The sequence below is a fragment of the Xanthobacter variabilis genome, assembly GCF_043831965.2.
Taxonomy (GTDB): domain Bacteria; phylum Pseudomonadota; class Alphaproteobacteria; order Rhizobiales; family Xanthobacteraceae; genus Xanthobacter.
The window spans coordinates 1095993-1112108 of the sequence record NZ_CM195533.1 but is presented as its reverse complement, the minus strand read 5'-3'; the positions used below and the strand labels follow the sequence as shown (position 1 = coordinate 1112108).

At 67.4% G+C, this 16116-nt stretch carries 19 protein-coding genes; 6 read left to right on the top strand and 13 right to left on the bottom strand.

The window, feature by feature from the left end; genetic code table 11:
- Positions 1–220: 220 nt before the first annotated feature.
- From V5F26_RS04840 to secB, 10 genes are all read right to left on the bottom strand, one after another.
- Complete coding sequence (locus V5F26_RS04840; RefSeq protein ID WP_234053304.1) at positions 221–568, bottom strand: hypothetical protein; 348 nt, start codon at positions 566–568, stop codon at positions 221–223.
- Positions 549–1247 (bottom strand): hypothetical protein, encoded by a 699-nt coding sequence (locus tag V5F26_RS04835; RefSeq protein WP_394946830.1) that lies wholly within the window; start codon positions 1245–1247, stop codon positions 549–551. The genes V5F26_RS04840 and V5F26_RS04835 overlap by 20 nt, the downstream gene beginning before the upstream one ends.
- On the bottom strand, positions 1247–2398 hold the full coding sequence (gene pqqE / locus V5F26_RS04830; RefSeq protein ID WP_394947087.1) for a pyrroloquinoline quinone biosynthesis protein PqqE: 1152 nt from the start codon (positions 2396–2398) through the stop codon (positions 1247–1249). The genes V5F26_RS04835 and pqqE overlap by 1 nt, the downstream gene beginning before the upstream one ends.
- A gap of 29 nt (positions 2399–2427) precedes the next feature.
- Positions 2428–2703 (bottom strand): pyrroloquinoline quinone biosynthesis peptide chaperone PqqD, encoded by a 276-nt coding sequence (gene pqqD, locus V5F26_RS04825; protein ID WP_394946829.1) that lies wholly within the window; start codon positions 2701–2703, stop codon positions 2428–2430.
- Positions 2700–3497, bottom strand: a complete 798-nt coding sequence (gene pqqC / locus V5F26_RS04820; RefSeq protein ID WP_394947086.1) for a pyrroloquinoline-quinone synthase PqqC — start codon at positions 3495–3497, stop codon at positions 2700–2702. Before pqqC ends, pqqD begins: the two co-directional genes overlap by 4 nt.
- A 14-nt stretch (positions 3498–3511) precedes the next feature.
- Positions 3512–4411: a pyrroloquinoline quinone biosynthesis protein PqqB gene (pqqB, locus tag V5F26_RS04815; protein ID WP_394946828.1), complete on the bottom strand. Its 900-nt coding sequence runs from the start codon at positions 4409–4411 to the stop codon at positions 3512–3514.
- Between the two features lie 162 nt (positions 4412–4573).
- A complete protein-coding gene (gene pqqA / locus V5F26_RS04810) occupies positions 4574–4651 on the bottom strand; it encodes a pyrroloquinoline quinone precursor peptide PqqA (RefSeq protein WP_370640776.1) in 78 nt (25 codons plus the stop codon).
- A 254-nt stretch (positions 4652–4905) separates the two neighbouring features.
- Complete coding sequence (locus V5F26_RS04805; protein ID WP_394057415.1) at positions 4906–5607, bottom strand: response regulator transcription factor; 702 nt, start codon at positions 5605–5607, stop codon at positions 4906–4908.
- A complete protein-coding gene (locus V5F26_RS04800; protein ID WP_394946827.1) occupies positions 5604–7196 on the bottom strand; it encodes a sensor histidine kinase in 1593 nt (530 codons plus the stop codon). The genes V5F26_RS04805 and V5F26_RS04800 overlap by 4 nt, the downstream gene beginning before the upstream one ends.
- A 166-nt stretch (positions 7197–7362) precedes the next feature.
- Complete coding sequence (gene secB / locus V5F26_RS04795) at positions 7363–7845, bottom strand: protein-export chaperone SecB (RefSeq protein ID WP_234053297.1); 483 nt, start codon at positions 7843–7845, stop codon at positions 7363–7365.
- Positions 7846–7976: 131 nt separating this feature from the next.
- Between secB and V5F26_RS04790 the strand changes: the two genes are divergently transcribed.
- Both V5F26_RS04790 and fae read left to right on the top strand, forming a co-directional pair.
- Positions 7977–8174 (top strand): DUF1674 domain-containing protein, encoded by a 198-nt coding sequence (locus V5F26_RS04790; protein ID WP_394946826.1) that lies wholly within the window; start codon positions 7977–7979, stop codon positions 8172–8174.
- A gap of 327 nt (positions 8175–8501) precedes the next feature.
- Positions 8502–9008, top strand: coding sequence for a formaldehyde-activating enzyme (fae, locus tag V5F26_RS04785; protein ID WP_394059588.1), 507 nt, complete (start codon positions 8502–8504; stop codon positions 9006–9008).
- 860 nt (positions 9009–9868) lie between these two features.
- Here fae and V5F26_RS04780 read toward each other — a convergent pair.
- From V5F26_RS04780 to V5F26_RS04770, 3 genes are read right to left on the bottom strand one after another with little or no spacing between them, the layout of a single operon-like run.
- Positions 9869–10825, bottom strand: coding sequence for a beta-propeller fold lactonase family protein (locus V5F26_RS04780; RefSeq protein ID WP_394947878.1), 957 nt, complete (start codon positions 10823–10825; stop codon positions 9869–9871).
- A 23-nt stretch (positions 10826–10848) separates the two neighbouring features.
- Complete coding sequence (locus V5F26_RS04775) at positions 10849–11388, bottom strand: SRPBCC family protein (protein ID WP_234052656.1); 540 nt, start codon at positions 11386–11388, stop codon at positions 10849–10851.
- A gap of 59 nt (positions 11389–11447) precedes the next feature.
- Positions 11448–11885, bottom strand: a complete 438-nt coding sequence (locus tag V5F26_RS04770; RefSeq protein WP_394947764.1) for a DUF3280 domain-containing protein — start codon at positions 11883–11885, stop codon at positions 11448–11450.
- A gap of 296 nt (positions 11886–12181) precedes the next feature.
- On the opposite strand from V5F26_RS04770, the gene pedA1 reads away from it, so the two are divergent.
- The 4 genes from pedA1 (at position 12182) to pedC (ending at position 16108) form a co-directional block, all read left to right on the top strand.
- The gene (gene pedA1, locus V5F26_RS04765) at positions 12182–13399 is read left to right on the top strand and encodes a lanthanide ABC transporter ABC transporter substrate-binding protein PedA1 (protein WP_394947879.1); all 1218 of its coding nucleotides are present in this window, start codon (positions 12182–12184) and stop codon (positions 13397–13399) included.
- Positions 13400–13483: 84 nt separating this feature from the next.
- On the top strand, positions 13484–14482 hold the full coding sequence (locus V5F26_RS04760; RefSeq protein ID WP_394058218.1) for a YVTN family beta-propeller repeat protein: 999 nt from the start codon (positions 13484–13486) through the stop codon (positions 14480–14482).
- A gap of 22 nt (positions 14483–14504) precedes the next feature.
- The gene (gene pedB, locus V5F26_RS04755; protein WP_394947765.1) at positions 14505–15257 is read left to right on the top strand and encodes a lanthanide ABC transporter ATP-binding protein PedB/LutE; all 753 of its coding nucleotides are present in this window, start codon (positions 14505–14507) and stop codon (positions 15255–15257) included.
- Positions 15254–16108: a lanthanide ABC transporter permease protein PedC gene (gene pedC / locus V5F26_RS04750; RefSeq protein WP_394947766.1), complete on the top strand. Its 855-nt coding sequence runs from the start codon at positions 15254–15256 to the stop codon at positions 16106–16108. Before pedB ends, pedC begins: the two co-directional genes overlap by 4 nt.
- Positions 16109–16116 lie beyond the last annotated feature (8 nt).

Below are 16116 nucleotides of genomic sequence, written 5' to 3'. Positions count from 1 at the left end.
ATCAAGACGCCGCGGCGGTTGCCCGCTTGTCGTTGCAGTGCGCTTCGAGGTTCTGTTCCTCTAAAGGAATGGCCCCGTGCGCCATGCGTCTGTTCTTGGGAGCGGAAGCTAACACAGGCGATCACGGCTTGAAAACCCATCACCTATGCCGCACCCGCGAGCAATTGTTGTGCGCCGCAGAAGCGGCATGGCCCGCAAGTGAGGCTCGCGGGTCATGCCATCACTTGAAGCACCGCACCTCGGCTTCCGCTTGGGCGCGGCGCAGGTCGGCGACAATGTCATCGTACATTTTCACATTGCGGAACACGGTAGCAGCCCGCCCCACGCCCTGGCGCATGGAAAGGATGGTTTCCGCTTCCACATAGCGGTCATAGGGCAGGATGGACGCCAGGGTATCGACGGAGCAGGAGCACCGCGTCATCGCCTCCCGCGTCTCGCCATTGGCGCCCATGCAGCCGATCACGTAATCGACGCGCGCATCGGTGGGATAGTCGTTCACCTCCGCGGCGTGGGCCGGGCCGGCCAGGGCCAGCGCCAGCACCGCACCCTCAAGAACCTTGCGGATCATAGGTCAGAGCCTCCTCCCACAAGCGGCCGCCGCCTTTGGCATCGGCGGTGATCGCGATGCGCACGATCTCACCCGGCAGATCGGGGGCCACGTCGAATTCGTAGCTGAGCGTTTCGAGACCGCGCATTTTCTTGGCATTGGGGTCGGCGACGAAGGGGGCCACCTTCACCCGCCAGCCCTTATAGGCGCGCCCGCCCACCGTGAAGTCGGCCGGCGTCACCTCCGCATTGTCGCGCAGGGCCGCGCGAATGCCGTTCTTGAAGTAGCGCGGATTGCCCAGGAGCTTCGCCGACAGATCGGCCAGATGATTTTCAAGGAAGAGAATCATCACCGGGTTGCCGGTCACATCCTCGAACGGCCCGGCCGCGCGGTGCCTCTCCGGGCCGAAGAGATCCACCGTCAGCGAGCGGGCGTCCTTGGGCGCGCTCGCCCCCGCCGCCTCCACCTTGATCTTGATGGTGTCGTCATAAGACGGCCCCAGCTCCGGATCGGCGACCTTGCGGCTGTACCGATAGACCAGGGTGCTCCCCGGCTGGGCCGCCTCCAGCTGCGGCGTATCGAACAGCAGCGTGGCGGCGGCCGGCGGGGCGGCGGCAGCGGCCTCTTGCGCCCGGGCGGGCAGTGTCAGCGCACAGGCGAGAAGGGCCGCGAGGGCAAGCGGCCGGAAGGATGGGGTCATCACAGGTGGGTCTCCGCCTCGCGCGGCTCAGGCGCGCCGCCGATGGTGCGATAGATGTAATCGGGCGCCGCCCCGCCGGCCTCCGCCGTGGCGAGGGCCTCCATGCGCGCGTGGAAAGGCGACTTGGAACAGGCCGGGTCGGTTGCGGAGGCATCCCCCAGGAGCGCCATGGCCTGGCAGCGGCAGCCGCCGAAATCCATCTCCCGCCGCTCGCAGCTGCGGCAGGGCTCGGGCATCCAGTCGGTGCCGCGATAGGCGTTGAAGGCGGGATTGGAGCGCCAGATGTCGCCCAGAGCGTGCTCGCGCACATTCCAGAATTCCAGCCCCGGAATGCTCTCTGCCGCGTGGCAGGGCAGCACCTTGCCGGTGGGCGTCACGTTCAGCGTCTTGCGGCCCCAGCCGCCGGTGCAGGGCTTGGGATAGCGCGCATAGTAATCGGGGATCACCATGTCGATGACGAGCACGCCTTCCAGCCGCCGGCGCGCCTCTTCCACCAGAGCGATGGAGCGATCCACATCGGGCCGGGCCGGCATCAACGCCGCCCGGTTGGCATAGGCCCAGCCGTAATATTGGGTGTGCGCCACCTCCAGCCGCTTCGCCTTCAACTCCACGGCCAGCGCGATGATGGCTTCCACCTCGTGGATGTTGCCGCGATGGATCACTGCATTGAGCGTCAGCGGCAGGCCCAGCTCCACCACCTTGTGGGCGAAGGTGAGCTTGGCCTCATGACCGCCCTTATAGCCGCCGATGCGGTCGCCGGTCTCGGCGGTCGCGCCCTGCACGGAGAGCTGCACATGGTCGAGGCCGGCATCGAACAGCGCATCGATCATGCCCGGCGCGCGGCCGATGCCAGAGGTGATGAGATTGGTGTAGAGCCCCTCTTCCGCGCAATGGCGGGTCAGCTCCACGAGATCGGGGCGGGCTGTGGGCTCGCCGCCGGACAGGTGGATGTGCAGCACGCCCAGGGCAGCCGCTTCGCTCAGCACCCGTTTCCAGGTGGCGGTGTCCAGCTCCGCGTCGCGGCGCTCCAGCTCCAGGGGGTTGGAGCAATAGGGGCAGCGCAGCGGGCAGCGATGGGTCAGTTCCGCCAGAAGGCCGATGGGATGGCCCACGGCGGGCTTCTGGCGCGGCTTGCCCTGTGGCTCGACCACGTCCACGGACGCGTTCTGGCTGCTGTCGGTCATCGCTCGATCACCCGGCGGGTGATGAGATCGCCGATCATGGCGAGCACGTCGCCGGCGATCACCTCCCGCTTTTCGTCATATTGCAGGGCGAGCGCATCCACGATCTCGGCGCAGGTGCGCTCACCATCCACCAGCGCCAGCACGGCGGCCGCGATGGCATCAATGTCGAAGGCCCGTTCGGGGGCGAGCAGCACATGGCGCTCGCGCACCGCATCATATTTCAGCTTCACCCCGCGCGGCAGGCGGGGCACATCGGTCTCGGCGGCGATCATGCCGTCGCCAGCCCCACGTCGAGCCCCACGTCGAGCCCCACGCCGGGAACCCACGCGCCCGGCGCCGGCCAGCCCGGCTCCACGTAAGCGAAGTAAAGGGCATCGAGCTGAGACCACAAGACTTCGGTCTTGAAGGTCAAGGCGCGGATGACGGCCTTCTGCTGCTCCACCGTGCGGGCATTGGCCTTCACATATTCCAGGGCGAAGTCCGCATCCTTGGGCGCCTGGTCCAGCCGGCGGCGGAAATAGGCGACAACCTTCTCGTTGATGAAGTCGTAATGCTCCAGCATGCCCGAAATACGCTCGGCATGGATGCCCGGCGCGAACAGCTCGGTGAGCGAGGAGGCTACCGCCTCCAGCAACGTGTGGTCGGCCACGAAGCGCACATAGGCTTCCACCGCGAACTTGGTGGCCGGCAGCGCGCCGTCCTTGGAGATCACGTAATCACGGTCGAGGCCGAGCCCATCGGTGAGCACCAGCCAGCGCTCGATGCCGCCCAGATCCTCGCCATAGCCGTCATGGTCGGTGATGCGGTGCAGCCATTCGCGGCGCAGCTCGCGATCCTCGCAGCGGCTCATCAGGGCCGCATCCTTGCGCGGAATGGCGGACTGGTAGCAATAGCGGTTCAGCGCCCAGGCCCGCACCTGATCCTGATTGAGCTGGCCGGAATGCAGGAGCTTATGGAAGGGGTGCAGATTGTGATAGCGCCGCGCGCCCACCGCGCGCAGGGCCGCTTCCAGCCCCTCGGGCGTATAGGGGGCATCGGTGGGTGCGGGCAGCGGCTCGCGATTGATGTCGAGATGCACGGTCACAGCGCGAACTCCATTCCATCGCGGGCGACGAGCCAGCCCGCCGCCTCCACCGCCTGGCGCTCGGGAGAATCCTCGATCAGCGCCGGATTGGTGTTGTTGATGTGGATGAACACCCGCCGCGCGGCGGGAACATCCGCCAGCAAGGCAATGGTGCCGTCAGCGCCGGACATGGAGAGGTGGCCCATGCGCGCACCCGTCTTGACGCCTGTGCCGGCGGAAATCATTTCGTCGTCGCGGTAAAGCGTGCCGTCGAACAGGATGAGGTCTGCTCCAGCGATGCGCTCGCGCACCGTGTCAGTGATGGCGGCGCAGCCCGGAATGTAGACCAGCCGCTTGTCGCCGGATGTAATGGTGACCCCCACCGTGCCGCCGGTTTCGGCGCCGATGACGAGCCGCTCATCCTCCTGCCACAGGGGCACCTTGCCAGGCACCGCAAACAGTTCCAGCGTCAACTCGGGCAAGGGCGAGAACGGCTCGCCCAGCACCACCGTATTGCGGGGCACGAACGCCTCGTTGACCACCGAGAACACCGGGTTGCCGCTCACCATGGCGAGCGTTTCCACCGTGCCGAACAGGGTGAAGGGCTGCGATTCACGTAAAGTGAGCAGGCCGGCGATGTGATCCACATCGCCATTGGTCACCACCACGGCGGAAATAGGCGAATGCCGCTCGCCCAGCCGTGGATGCAGCGCCCGGGTGGCCGCGATCTGCGCCCTCAGGTCCGGGGATGCGTTCAGCAACAGCCAATGGACGCCGTCTCCGGACACGGCCAATGACGATTGGGTGCGAGGAGCGACCCTCGGATCACCCGCCCAGGCAAGGCTGCAGACGGGGCAGCGGCAGTTCCACTGGGGAACACCGCCGCCGGCCGCAGAGCCGAGAACGATGGCTTGCATGATGAAGGGTGTCGCCCTTGCTGCGCTGCCCGCCCGTTCCCGGATGCAAGCCCGCGCGGGGATCAGACCAGATCGAGATCTTCGATCAGCGCCGGGAACGATACGCCCCGACGCCGCGCGGACCTCCCGAGGCCGGCTCTCACATGGAGCCGGCACCCGGCTTCAGAAGTCGGCCGGCAGATAGGCAGTGACTTCCATGCCAACGCAGACTTCGCACACCTGAGGCTTCTGCCAACGCATCTCAATTCCTCCTCATGCTGGGTTCGTATTGAGTTCCTGATTTTCATAAGAAAATCATAAGAACCAAACTGTAATGCAAATACACTACAGTCAGACCAAATATTGGCACGCCTCGTCCGCCACGCAAGTGGATTTTTCGCCTGACGTTCGGGAAAAAATCGCACCACAGCCGTGAAACAGCTTTTGCGGCACCGCACAATTCAGCTGAAACCGCACCATTCGAGCAACAAGGCCGCAGCGGACGCACCGGAGGATCAATGCGGGCCGGTGCCCGTTCCGGCCAGATCCAGCATGAAGCCGCGGCCGCGCACGGTGGCCACCTGGGGCCCGCCGGCCCGGCTCACCGGCGCCAGCTTGTTCCGCAGATAGCCCACATAGACGTCCACCACATTGAGGGAAGCGCCGCCTTGGCTCGCCCACAGGCGATCGAAGATGTCGCCGCGCGCCACCGGCCGGTTCGGGGTCGCCATCAGCAATCCCAGAAGGTCGGCCTCCCGCTCGGTGAGACGCACATGGATCTCGCCGAACAGAACCTGACGGGTGGACAGGTCCAGCACCAGGCGGCCGGCATTGAGGCGCTTGTCCTGCGCGCCGCCGAGACGGTGCATGAGGTGGGCGCGCAGCCGCGCCACCAGCTCGTCAAACTCGAACGGCTTCACGATGTAGTCGTCCGCGCCCGCGCCCAGGCCCTCGGCCCGGTCGGCCACCTCGTCCTTGGCGCTCAGGAACAGGATGGGGCCGGAATGCCCGGCCTGACGCAGGGCCCGGCACACATCGATGCCCGAGCCGTCCGGCAGCATGATATCCAGCACCACGGCGCAGGGATTGCAGGCTCGGGCGGCTTCCAGCGCGGCCTCGGCGCTGGTGGCCACCTCCACGTCGAAGCCCTCGGCGTTGAGCCCCCGGCTCAGCATGGCACCGATATCGCTGTCGTCCTCCACCACCAGGATGTTCATGGCGTCTCCTCTTCGCCCGCGCGGCGTTCCGCGTCGGGCAGCGGCAGCGTGATCACGGCGCGCAGACCCGCGCGCGAACCGCCCCCGTCGATATTGTCTTCCAAAGTGATGCGCCCACCGTGCTGCCTCACCACCCATTCCGCAAGAGCAAGGCCGATGCCGAAGCCCGAATGCTCACTGGATCCGCGCGCGAACCGCTCGAACAGCCCGGCCCGCTGCTCCGGGGCGACGCCGCGCCCATCATCCTCCACCACGATGCGCACGCCGTCCGCCTCGCAGCTCTGGCGCACGGTGATGCGGGTCAGGGGCGCGCCGTGGCGGAGTGCATTGTCCATGAGCCCTTCCACCACCTGGCGCAGCCATTCGCGATCCGCATGCACCAGGGGACCCGGCTCCTCCGCCTCCAGGGCCAGCTGCACCCGCTGGCGGCGGGCCGGCACCTCGAAGCTGAGGGCGGCCTCTTCCAGCAGCGGGCGCAGCGGCACATCCTGGAACACCAGCTCGATCTCGCCGCTTTCGGAGCGCGCCACCCGCAGCAGGTCCTCCACCCGCCGGTGCAGCCGCGCCGCCCGTTTGCGGATGGTGGCCAGCACGCTGCGGGTGAGATCCTCGGGAATCGAGGCCGCTCGCTGGGTTACGTCGCATTCCCCGATGATGACCGTCAGCGGCGTGCGCAGCTCATGGCTCACATCGGTGAAGAAACGCCGCCGCGAGGCATCGATGGCGGCAAGGCGCGCATTGGCGGCGGTGAGGTCGGCGGTGCGCTCCGTAATGGTGCGCTCCAGCACGGCCCGGTCGTCCGCCACCTTGCGGGCGCGGCGCGCCAGCCGCTCGGCCATGCGGTTGAACTTCGCCATCAGCAGGCCCAGCTCGTCCCGCGAGCCGATGGCGAGGCGCGTGTCCAGCACGCCGGAGCCGATCGCGCCCGCCGCCTTGTCGATCTGCCGCAGCCGGTCGAGCAGGGGGCGGGCCAGGGTGCGATGCAGCATCAATGCCGCCGCCAGCACCAGCACCGAGAGGCCGATGGCGCCCAGGCGCAGGCGCGTGGACAGAGCCCGCGCCTCCTCGCGGGCATTCACCACCCCCCGGCGCTCGCTTTCCACCAGCACCGAGAGCAGCGGTCCGGCGGAGGCCGCGAAGGCGTTGAGGGCACCGCGCACGGCATCGGAACGCCGCACCGGATCACGATCGGAGAGGGCGAGGCCGATCTGCCGGTCGAGCACGGCAAAATCCGCCTTCAGATGGGCCATGAGCCGGGCGCGCCCCTGGGTCGTCACCTCTGCCGCCGACAGGTCCTCGGGCGATTCGGAGGCCACGGTATCCAACACCGAGACCACCCGGTCACGGGCGCTCGACACGCGGTCGCGGTCGGCCGTGGGGTGGCTGGCATCGGCCACGGCGGTGATGCCGAACTCGGACAGGCGGGCGGATGCCTCGGTGAGCAGATCGAGCCGCCTCTGGGCGGCGATGGCGGCTTCAAGCGCCTGGTCGGTGGCGCCCACGGCCAGCACGACGCCGGCCGCCGCCAGAACCGCGAAGGTCGCGACGGCGGCGATGAGCGCTCCGAGCTTGAAGCGGATGGACCCCATGAAACGTCGGCGCGGCATGAAACGAAGGCGCGGCTCCACGACGGCCGCGCCTTTGAAACGGCGTCACGCGCCGTTCCGGGCGCCGGCCCAGAACCGCAGCGTGGAAGCAGTGCCCGCCGGCGTCAAGCCGCCCGGGCACTGCGCACGGCAAAGCTCAGGCTTGGACTCAGGCCTGACCGGAGGTCGAGAGCTTCTGTGCCTCGGCCTGCATGCGCTGCTGATAGAGGGCGGCGAAGTCCACCGGGTCGATCATCAGGGGCGGGAAGCCGCCATTGCGCACCGCGTCGGCGATGATCTGCCGGGCGAACGGGAAGAGGATGCGCGGGCACTCGATGAGCACCACCGGCTGCAGGCTCTGCTCGGGAATGCCCTGCACGCGGAACACACCGGCATAGTTCAGCTCGAACGCGAACAGCGTGTCGGCACCGACCTTGGCACCGCCCTCGATCTTGAGCTCCACCTCGAAGTCGCCATTGCCGCCGGGCTTGGCATTGACCTGGATCTGGATGTTCACATCGGGCTGGGCCGGAGGAGCGGCGAGGGAGCGCGGCGCATTGGGATTCTCGAACGAGAAATCCTTGGTGTACTGCGCGAGCACGTTCAGCGACGGCGCCGGGTTCTGGGTGGGGCCGCCATTCTGCGTCGCCATGCGCATCTCCATATGTTGAAGGCTTTGATAGAGTGAGCCCGAAGGCGCGCGGTCCGCTACCACGCTTTACAGCCGCCGTGCAAGGCTGAGGGCGCCGCACCCGCGCGCAGCGCCGATCAAGGAGAAGACCGATGGCCGACGAGACCCCTGAAGCGCCCCGCAAGCCCCTGAGCGACGCGGCCAAGCGCGCCCTTGCGGAAGCCGAGACCCGCCGCGCCGCCACCGACGCCGAACGCAGGGAGCCGCCGAAGGAGATCAACGGGCGCAAGGGACCCGAGCCCGTGCGCTACGGCGACTGGGAAGTGGGCGGTATCGCCAGCGATTTTTGATCCGGCAGGCGAGCAAAAAAGAGCTTGCCCACCCCCTTCGCGGCGTCTTGCTGGCTTCATGCGGGTCGAGTAGGCTCCGCGACGCTATCCGGTGAACCGGCTCGGCAGGGAGCCGGGCGCTGAAACAAGGGTAAGCGGCAGCCGACCGCTATCCGAGACTTTCCGGAAGCGGTCGTCCCCTGCCGGGTGTTCGTTGTTTCGAGGTTTTCCTTGGGTTCCGAGGCGCGCCGTTTTTCAAGGCGTTTCTTGTTTCAAGGCGCGCCTTGGGGTTCAGCGTGAGGCTGCACAAGAACAGCACCCGGTGAGATTTTTGGGAGGACGAGACCAATGGCGAAGATCGACAAGGTGATGGTGGGTGAGGCTCTGGTGGGCGACGGCAACGAAGTCGCGCACATCGATCTGCTCATCGGCCCGCGCGGCAGCGCGGCGGAAACCGCCTTCTGCACCAGCCTGACCAACAACAAGGATGGCTTCACCAGCCTCCTGGCGGTGATCGCGCCGAACCTGGCGTGCAAGCCGAACACGGTGATGTTCAACAAGGTGACCATCAAGGACGCGCGCCAGGCGGTGCAGATGTTCGGCCCGGCCCAGCACGGCGTCGCCAAGGCGGTGCAGGACGCGGTGGCCGAGGGCATCATCCCCATGGAAGAGGCCGACGACCTCTACATCTGCGTGGGCGTGTTCATCCACTGGGAAGCGGCCGACGACGCCAAGATCCAGTCCTACAACTACGAGGCCACCAAGCTCGCCATCGCCCGCGCCGTCAAGGGTGAGCCCTCCGCAAAGGAAGCCACCGAAAAGCGCGACGCAGTCAAGCATCCCTTCCAGGCCTAGGAAGGAGACCACCCTGGGCAGAGCGAGCCTTCGCCACTGCCGAAGGGACTGCTCCAGCGGTTGGCCGCCATCTTCCTGGGTCGTTGACCTCATCGCGAAAGCCATCGCCGCCACCCTCACGGGTCGGCGGCGATGTGCGTTCAGGCAGACCGGTGCCGCGCGGTGGGCCCAAAACCACGGCGTGGGATCGCTGGACCTTCACATCCCAAGGCTGGGCCAGGGGCGCGCTCACGCTCCCACGCCCTGAGGAAGGGAGCCACCCGGACGGCCCGGGTGGCGCAGCAGATGGCCCCTCAACGCGTCGCGGGTTCCTGGCGCTCCGAGGCCTTGTCCTTTGCCTCGCCGCCGGGCCAATAACACCAATGCTTCACCGCCCTTTCCCCGCAAGCAGGAAAGGGCGCCGCTCCGTCGGGAAGGCCCGGAACACCTGGAGCATCCGGTACACCTCGCGGGGTGGTCCGGCATAAGCCGCGCCACCCGCGCCGAATGGCGATGGCTCCGAACTCCTTTCCTTGTTGACGGGATTGAAGGCGTGCTCTGGCTCGTCGAGTTCACGCGTTTTATGCGCGCGAGCCGACATCCGTTAGGAGAAAGCGCTCTGGACCGCCGAGAATGCCAGCGCTTACGCGGGCGGCGGAGGCGGAGGCAAAGCGCGTGCGAGGTTGGCGGCGGAAGGCGCGCCCTCACAGCCCATGGGGGCTTCCAGCACTCGTTTCCTGCACGATCCGGCTACAAGCTCCCCGGCTCCCCCTTGAATGGGAGAAAGAGGAGACAGCGGCGCCGGCCTGGGGCCGCTGTCGGCCCGCGCAGACTGAGGCCGCACGCACGCGCCGCCGGCCAGCGCGCACCGACACCCGCGCTCAGTCCACGTGGCGTATGAAGGCGCCGAAGGCGCGCGGCCCATCGCCCAAGGGCAGGGTCGCGACTTCCTTGAGGCTGTCCGTGTCGATCACCGAGAGCGAGTTGTCGAACCAGTTGGCCACATAGACCCGGCCGCCATCGCCGCTGGCGGCGATCCCCTCGGGATAATCACCCACGCCGATGCGTCCCAGATCCTTCAGGCTGGCCAGGTCGAACACACTCACCGTGCCGCCATACTGGTTGGTGACGAAGGCACGGCCGCGGGCCAGCGCAACCCCATAGGGCCGCTCGCCCACCTTCACCGTGGCCACCACCTTGCGCTCGGCAAGGTCGATGATGGACACGTCGTTGGACCCCACATTCGCCGTGTAGGCGCGCCGCCCATCCGCATCGATGGTGACGCCGAACGGCCGCGTGCCGACGGGAATCACCGCCACCCGCTTGAGGCCCGTCGTCTCGATCACGGAAACCGTATCGTCATCGCGATCGGCGGTAAGCACGAACGCCCCATCCGGCGTCACCGCCACCCCGGAGGGCGAGGCGCCGGTCTCCGCCTCGCGGTGGGTCTGCGGCGCATCGGGGTCGATGACCAGGAGGCGCCTGGCATACCAGTCCGCCACGAACACCGGCGCGCCCGCCGGCGCGACGGCGATGCCCAGTGGCCCTCCGCCCACCGGCCAGCGGGCCAGCACCTTGCGAGTGGCCGCGTCGATAACCGTAACGGCCTTGTCCTCAGGGCTCGTCACATAAGCGCGCCGTCCATCACGGGTGACCGCGATGCCGGCCGGCTCGCCCGGCACCGGAATCTGCGCCATGAGCGCCTTGCGCTCGCTGCCCTTGCCTGCGCCGGCCACGGAAAGGTCCAGCACCGCCACGCGGTTGGCGGGCTGCTCCGTCACGAAGGCTTCCTCCGCCCGGGCCGCCGCGCCGACAAGCAGCGCGGCGGCGAAGACCATGGGCAGGCCGGTCGCGAGCCGCCTCACGACGGCCCCTTCTCCAGCTTGGCCTTCAGCGCGTCGAGCCCGCCGCGATAGACCGCGGTCACGGCCGCCACCGCCGCGTCGTCATTGAGTTCCGGCGGCGGGTCATTGTTGGGATAGCCGCGATAGAAGGCGCCCTTCCACTCGACCTTGGTGTGGGTGGCGTCGATGGGTTCCACGGTGATGGTGGAAGAATAATTGGTCACCGGCAGGACTTTCACGTCCACGGCATTGATGCGGTAGGAATAGCTCATCTTCTCGGGCTCGTATTTGTAGAGCACCTCGTCGATGGTGCCGCCGCCCGTGAGCGTGAGCTTGCGCGTGGCGTCGATGGCGTTGCCGCCCTGGCCGGTGCTGCCGGTGATGGCCGGATGCCAGCTCATGTCCTGGAAATTGCCGATCGCGGCCCACACCTTGGCTGCCGGCGCATTGATCTCCACGCTCTCGGTCACCTTCTTGCGGGTGGGACCATGGGCCTCGGCCACCAGCGGCGACAGCACCAGCGCGCCCGCGAGCGCGGCGGTCAAAACATGTCTCATCAAGCGTATCCTTCCCTAACGACTTCGATTGCAACGCTTATTCTTGCGCCACCCCATGATCAGGGGGCGAGCGGCACCTGTCCCGGCGCCAGGATGCGGTTCTTCACCAGATAACGCACGCCATGCAGCCAGGATTCGTCCGTATTGCCGCGAATATCCACCTGCCCCGCGCGCACGACGCGGCCATCCTCCCCCGTCTCACGCACTTCCAGCACGAACGACAGGATGAGGCTGGAAATCTTGCGGATGACCCCGACCACCTCAAGCTTCGCCCCGGCATCGCGGGCGATATCCCGCTCGCAGCCATTGCATTTGAAGAAGGGCTGAAGATCGGCGATCCGGGCCGCCTCCGGCGTCAGATCCACGAAGGTCATGTCGCCGGATTTCGCCAAAAGGGCCTGGAGCTCCGCATTAACCAGGCGGAGCCGCTCAGCCTGAGCGGCCAGCACCTGCGGGCGCGTGTCCAGCGTGTCGTCGAAGAACTCGAATCCGAACATCGCCGTCTTCACCGCCGCCGCCGACGCGGCCGCCGGGAGCAAGAGAAACAGTGCCGTTGCGGCAAGAAACGTCGAGCTTTTCATCATATCCACCTGAACGCGGCGCAGCGTGTCACAGTCCAGCGCCCGGCGGCAAGATGGGAACATCTTATTCTTTCCTTAGATATATCCGGTTGCGCCCGGCGAGCGATGATGCCTAGATCTGCGTCCCGAGATGGAACCGGCATGGTGATGATCTGATGTCCAGCCTGCGCGCACAGCTTCTCGCCGCCACGACGGCGGCGGCCCGCGCGGGCATGACGGTCGGGAGGCTGGCTGTCGCGGGGCTCGCGCTGGCGGGAATCGCGCTGCCGGTTCAGACGGCTCAGGCCCAGCCCACCAATCCGGCCACGGCCGCGCCGGCGGTGCTGGAGGTTCCCATCGGCCTCCTCACCCGCGAGGTGCCGCCGCCCCCGCTCTATGATCTGGCCGCCGTGCCGGAGGACGATGCGGTGGCGGGCGCGGCCCTCGCCATCAAGGACAACAATTCCACCGGCACCTTCACCGGCCAGCATTTCACCTTGAACACCACCTCCCTGGCCGAGGGCGACGACCCGGTGGCCGCCGCCAAGGCGCTGGTGGAAGGCGGCAATCGCCTCCTCATCGTGAACCTGCCGGCGGACGAGCTGCTGGCCGTGGCGGACGCGGTGAAGCCGCTGGGCGCCATCGTGTTCAATGTGGGCGCGCTGGATGACGGCCTGCGGGCCGAGCAGTGCCGGGCGGATGTGTTCCACGTGGCGCCCAGCCGCGCCATGCTGGCCGATGCTCTCACCCAGTTCCTGGCCACCAAGCGCTGGAGCCGCCTGTTCCTGGTGGTGGGCCCCAATGACGGCGACAAGGCCTATGCGGAGGCGGTGAAGCGCTCCGCCCGCAAGTTCGGCCTCAAGGTGGTGGCGGAAAAGCCCTGGACCTTCGGCCCCCTCGCCCGCGAGCGCTCCGACAGCATCACCAAATCCGACGCGCTGGTGTTCACCCGCGGCGTCGATGCGGACGTGCTGGTGGTGGCGGACGAAGCCGGTGATTTCGGCAATTACATCCCCTATCGCACGGCCGAGCCGCGGCTGGTGGTGGGCACCCAGGGGCTGACGGCCTCCACCTGGCATCAGGCACAGGACGCCTGGGGTTCGGCCCAGCTTCAGAACCGCTTCTTGCGCGGCACCAACCGCACCATGCGGCCCACCGATTATCAGGCGTGGCTCGCCGTGCGCATGGTGGGCGAGGCCGCGACCCGCACCAAGGGCGACGATCCCGCCGCCATGGCGGCCTATCTGCGCTCACCGGATTTCAGTATCGCCGCCTTCAAGGGCGTGCCCCTTTCCGTGCGCCCGTGGGACCAACAGGTGCGCCAGCCGCTCCTGATCGCCCAGCCCATGGGCGTGGTTTCCGTGGCGCCGGAAGACGGCTTCCTGCACCAGCGCACGCCCCTCGACACGCTCGGCTTCGACGAGCCCGAATCCAAATGCCACCTGAACTAGGCTGACGCTTTCCAGGGCCGCGCCAACGGCCCCGCAACGCTACAACGGCGCGCGCAAGACGCGCCGAAGACCGGGAGGACCCAGATGACCGCCTTTCGCCCGCTGCCCTCGCCGCGCACCCTCTGCGCCGTGCTGACGGGCTCGCTCGCGCTGTTCGCGGCCGGGGCGGCGGAGGCCGGCATGGCCTATGTCTCCAACGAGCGCGGCAATTCCATCACCGCCATCGACACCGACACGCTCGCCGTCACCAAGACCGCCAAGGTGGGCCGCCGCCCGCGTGGCATCATCATGAGCCCGGACGGCAAGGCCATCTATCTGTGCGCCAGCGACGACCATTCGGTGCAGGTGATCGATCCGGTGAGCCTCAAGGTGCTGCGCAAGCTGAAGTCGGGCCCCGACCCGGAGCTGTTCGCCCTGCACCCCTCGGGCAACCCGCTCTACATCGCCAATGAGGATGACAACCAGGTCACCGTGCTCGACGTGGAGAAGAACAAGGTCATCGCCCAGGTGCCGGTGGGCACCGAGCCGGAAGGCATGGCCGTGAGCCCGGATGGCAAGATCCTGGTGGCCACCTCCGAAACCACCAACATGGCCCATTTCATCGACACCGAAAGCTTCAAGATCGTCGCCAACGTGCTGGTGGACGCGCGCCCGCGCTTCGCCGAATTCACCCGCGACGGCAAGAAGCTGTTCGTCTCTGCGGAAGTTGGCGGCTCGGTCTCGGTGATCGATCCGGCGACCCATCAGATCATCAAGAAGATCACCTTCAAGATCCCCGGCATCTCGAAGGAGACCATCCAGCCCGTGGGCGTGCGCGTGACTTCCGACGGCAAGACCGCCTTCGTGGCCTTGGGCCCGGCCAATCACGTCGCCGTGGTGAACGCCGAAACCTTCGAGGTGGTGGACTATCTGCTGGTGGGCCAAAGGGTGTGGCAGCTGGCTTTCTCCCCCGACGAGAAGCAGCTCTTCACCACCAACGGCAATTCCAACGACGTCTCCGTCATCGACGTGCCCAACCGCAAGGTGGTGAAGTCCATCAAGGTGGGCGGCGCCCCGTGGGGCGTCGTGGTGGCGCCGCAATAGGCCGAGCCGGAGAGATCCCCTCATGGATGAGACGAGGCCGGTTCCGGCGCTTCAGGTCGCGGGCGTGAGCCACAGCTTCGGCCGCCGCCAGGCGCTGGACGACGTGTCGCTGGAGGTGCCCCAGGGCCATTTCGTGGCCCTGCTCGGCCCCAATGGGGCGGGTAAGACCACCCTGTTCTCCCTGGTGACGCGGCTTTATGCGTGCCGGGTCGGCGCGGTGCGCATCTTCGGCCACGATCTGTCGCGCGCGCCCTCCGCTGCTCTGTCAGAACTGGGGGTCGTGTTCCAGAATCGCACCCTCGATCTTGATCTCACGGTACGCCAGAACCTCGCCTATCACGCCGCCCTGCATGGGCTGGCGGGGCGGGCGCTGACGCTGAGAATCAGCGAACTGCTCGCTTTGGTGGGGCTGGCGGAGCGCGGCAATGACAAGGTGCGCACGCTCTCCGGCGGTCAGGCCCGGCGGGTCGAGATCGCCCGCGCCCTGCTGCACCGGCCCCGCCTGCTGCTGCTGGACGAGGCCACCGTGGGCCTCGACCTCGCCTCCCGGCGGGGCATCGTAGCGCTGGTGCGCGAGCTGGTGCGGGAAACGGGGCTCGCCGTGCTGTGGGCGACCCACATCTTCGACGAAATCGAAGCCACCGACCAGGTCCATGTGCTGCACCAGGGCCGTATCATCGCCGCCGGCGAGGCCGCGGCGCTGGCGGCGGGCAGCGCTTCCCTGGAAGCGGCGTTCCGCGCCCTGACCGAGCCCGACGAGGACGCGGCGGCATGAGTGGCAGCCCTTTTGCAACGCCGCCGCGACCTCTCGGGGCCAGGGGCTATGCCATCTGCCTTTCCGGCATCGTGTGGCGGGAACTGCTGCGCTTCGTGCAGCAGAAGGAACGCTTCCTGTCGGCGCTGGTGCGGCCGCTCCTGTGGCTGTTCATCTTCGCGGCCGGCTTCCGCAGCGCGCTCGGTATCTCCATCATCCCGCCCTACGACACCTATGTGCTGTACGAGGTCTATGTCACGCCGGGCCTGGCGGTGATGATCCAGCTGTTCAACGGCATGCAGTCCTCCCTCTCCATGGTCTATGACCGGGAGGTGGGCTCCATGCGGGTGTTGCTCACGAGCCCGTTTCCGCGCTGGTGGCTGCTGTTCTCCAAGCTCATCGCCGGGGTCGTGGTGTCGCTGGTGCAGGTCTATGTGTTCCTGGCCGTGGCGTTCCTGTGGGGCGTCGAGATTCCCCTTTATGGCTATGTGCTGGCGCTGCCGGCCTTCATCCTTTCCGGCTTCATGCTGGGCGCCATCGGGCTCGTCATCTCCTCGCTGGTGCGGCAGCTGGAGAATTTCGCCAGCGTGATGAACTTCGTCATCTTTCCCATGTTCTTCGCCTCGTCCGCCCTCTACCCCCTGTGGCGGGTCCGCGACGCGAGCGAGGCGCTCTATGTGGCCTGCCTCATCAACCCCTTCACCCACGCGGTGGAGCTGGCCCGGTTCGCGCTCTATGGGGCGTTCAACCCCGTCGCGTGCGCGGTGGTGGCGGGCACCACCCTCGTCTTCTTTGCCCTCGCGGTGATCGCCTACGATCCCGGGCGGGGGCTGATGGGCCTGCGCGGCGGGCCCAAGGGCGAGGCATCGTGAAAATCCCC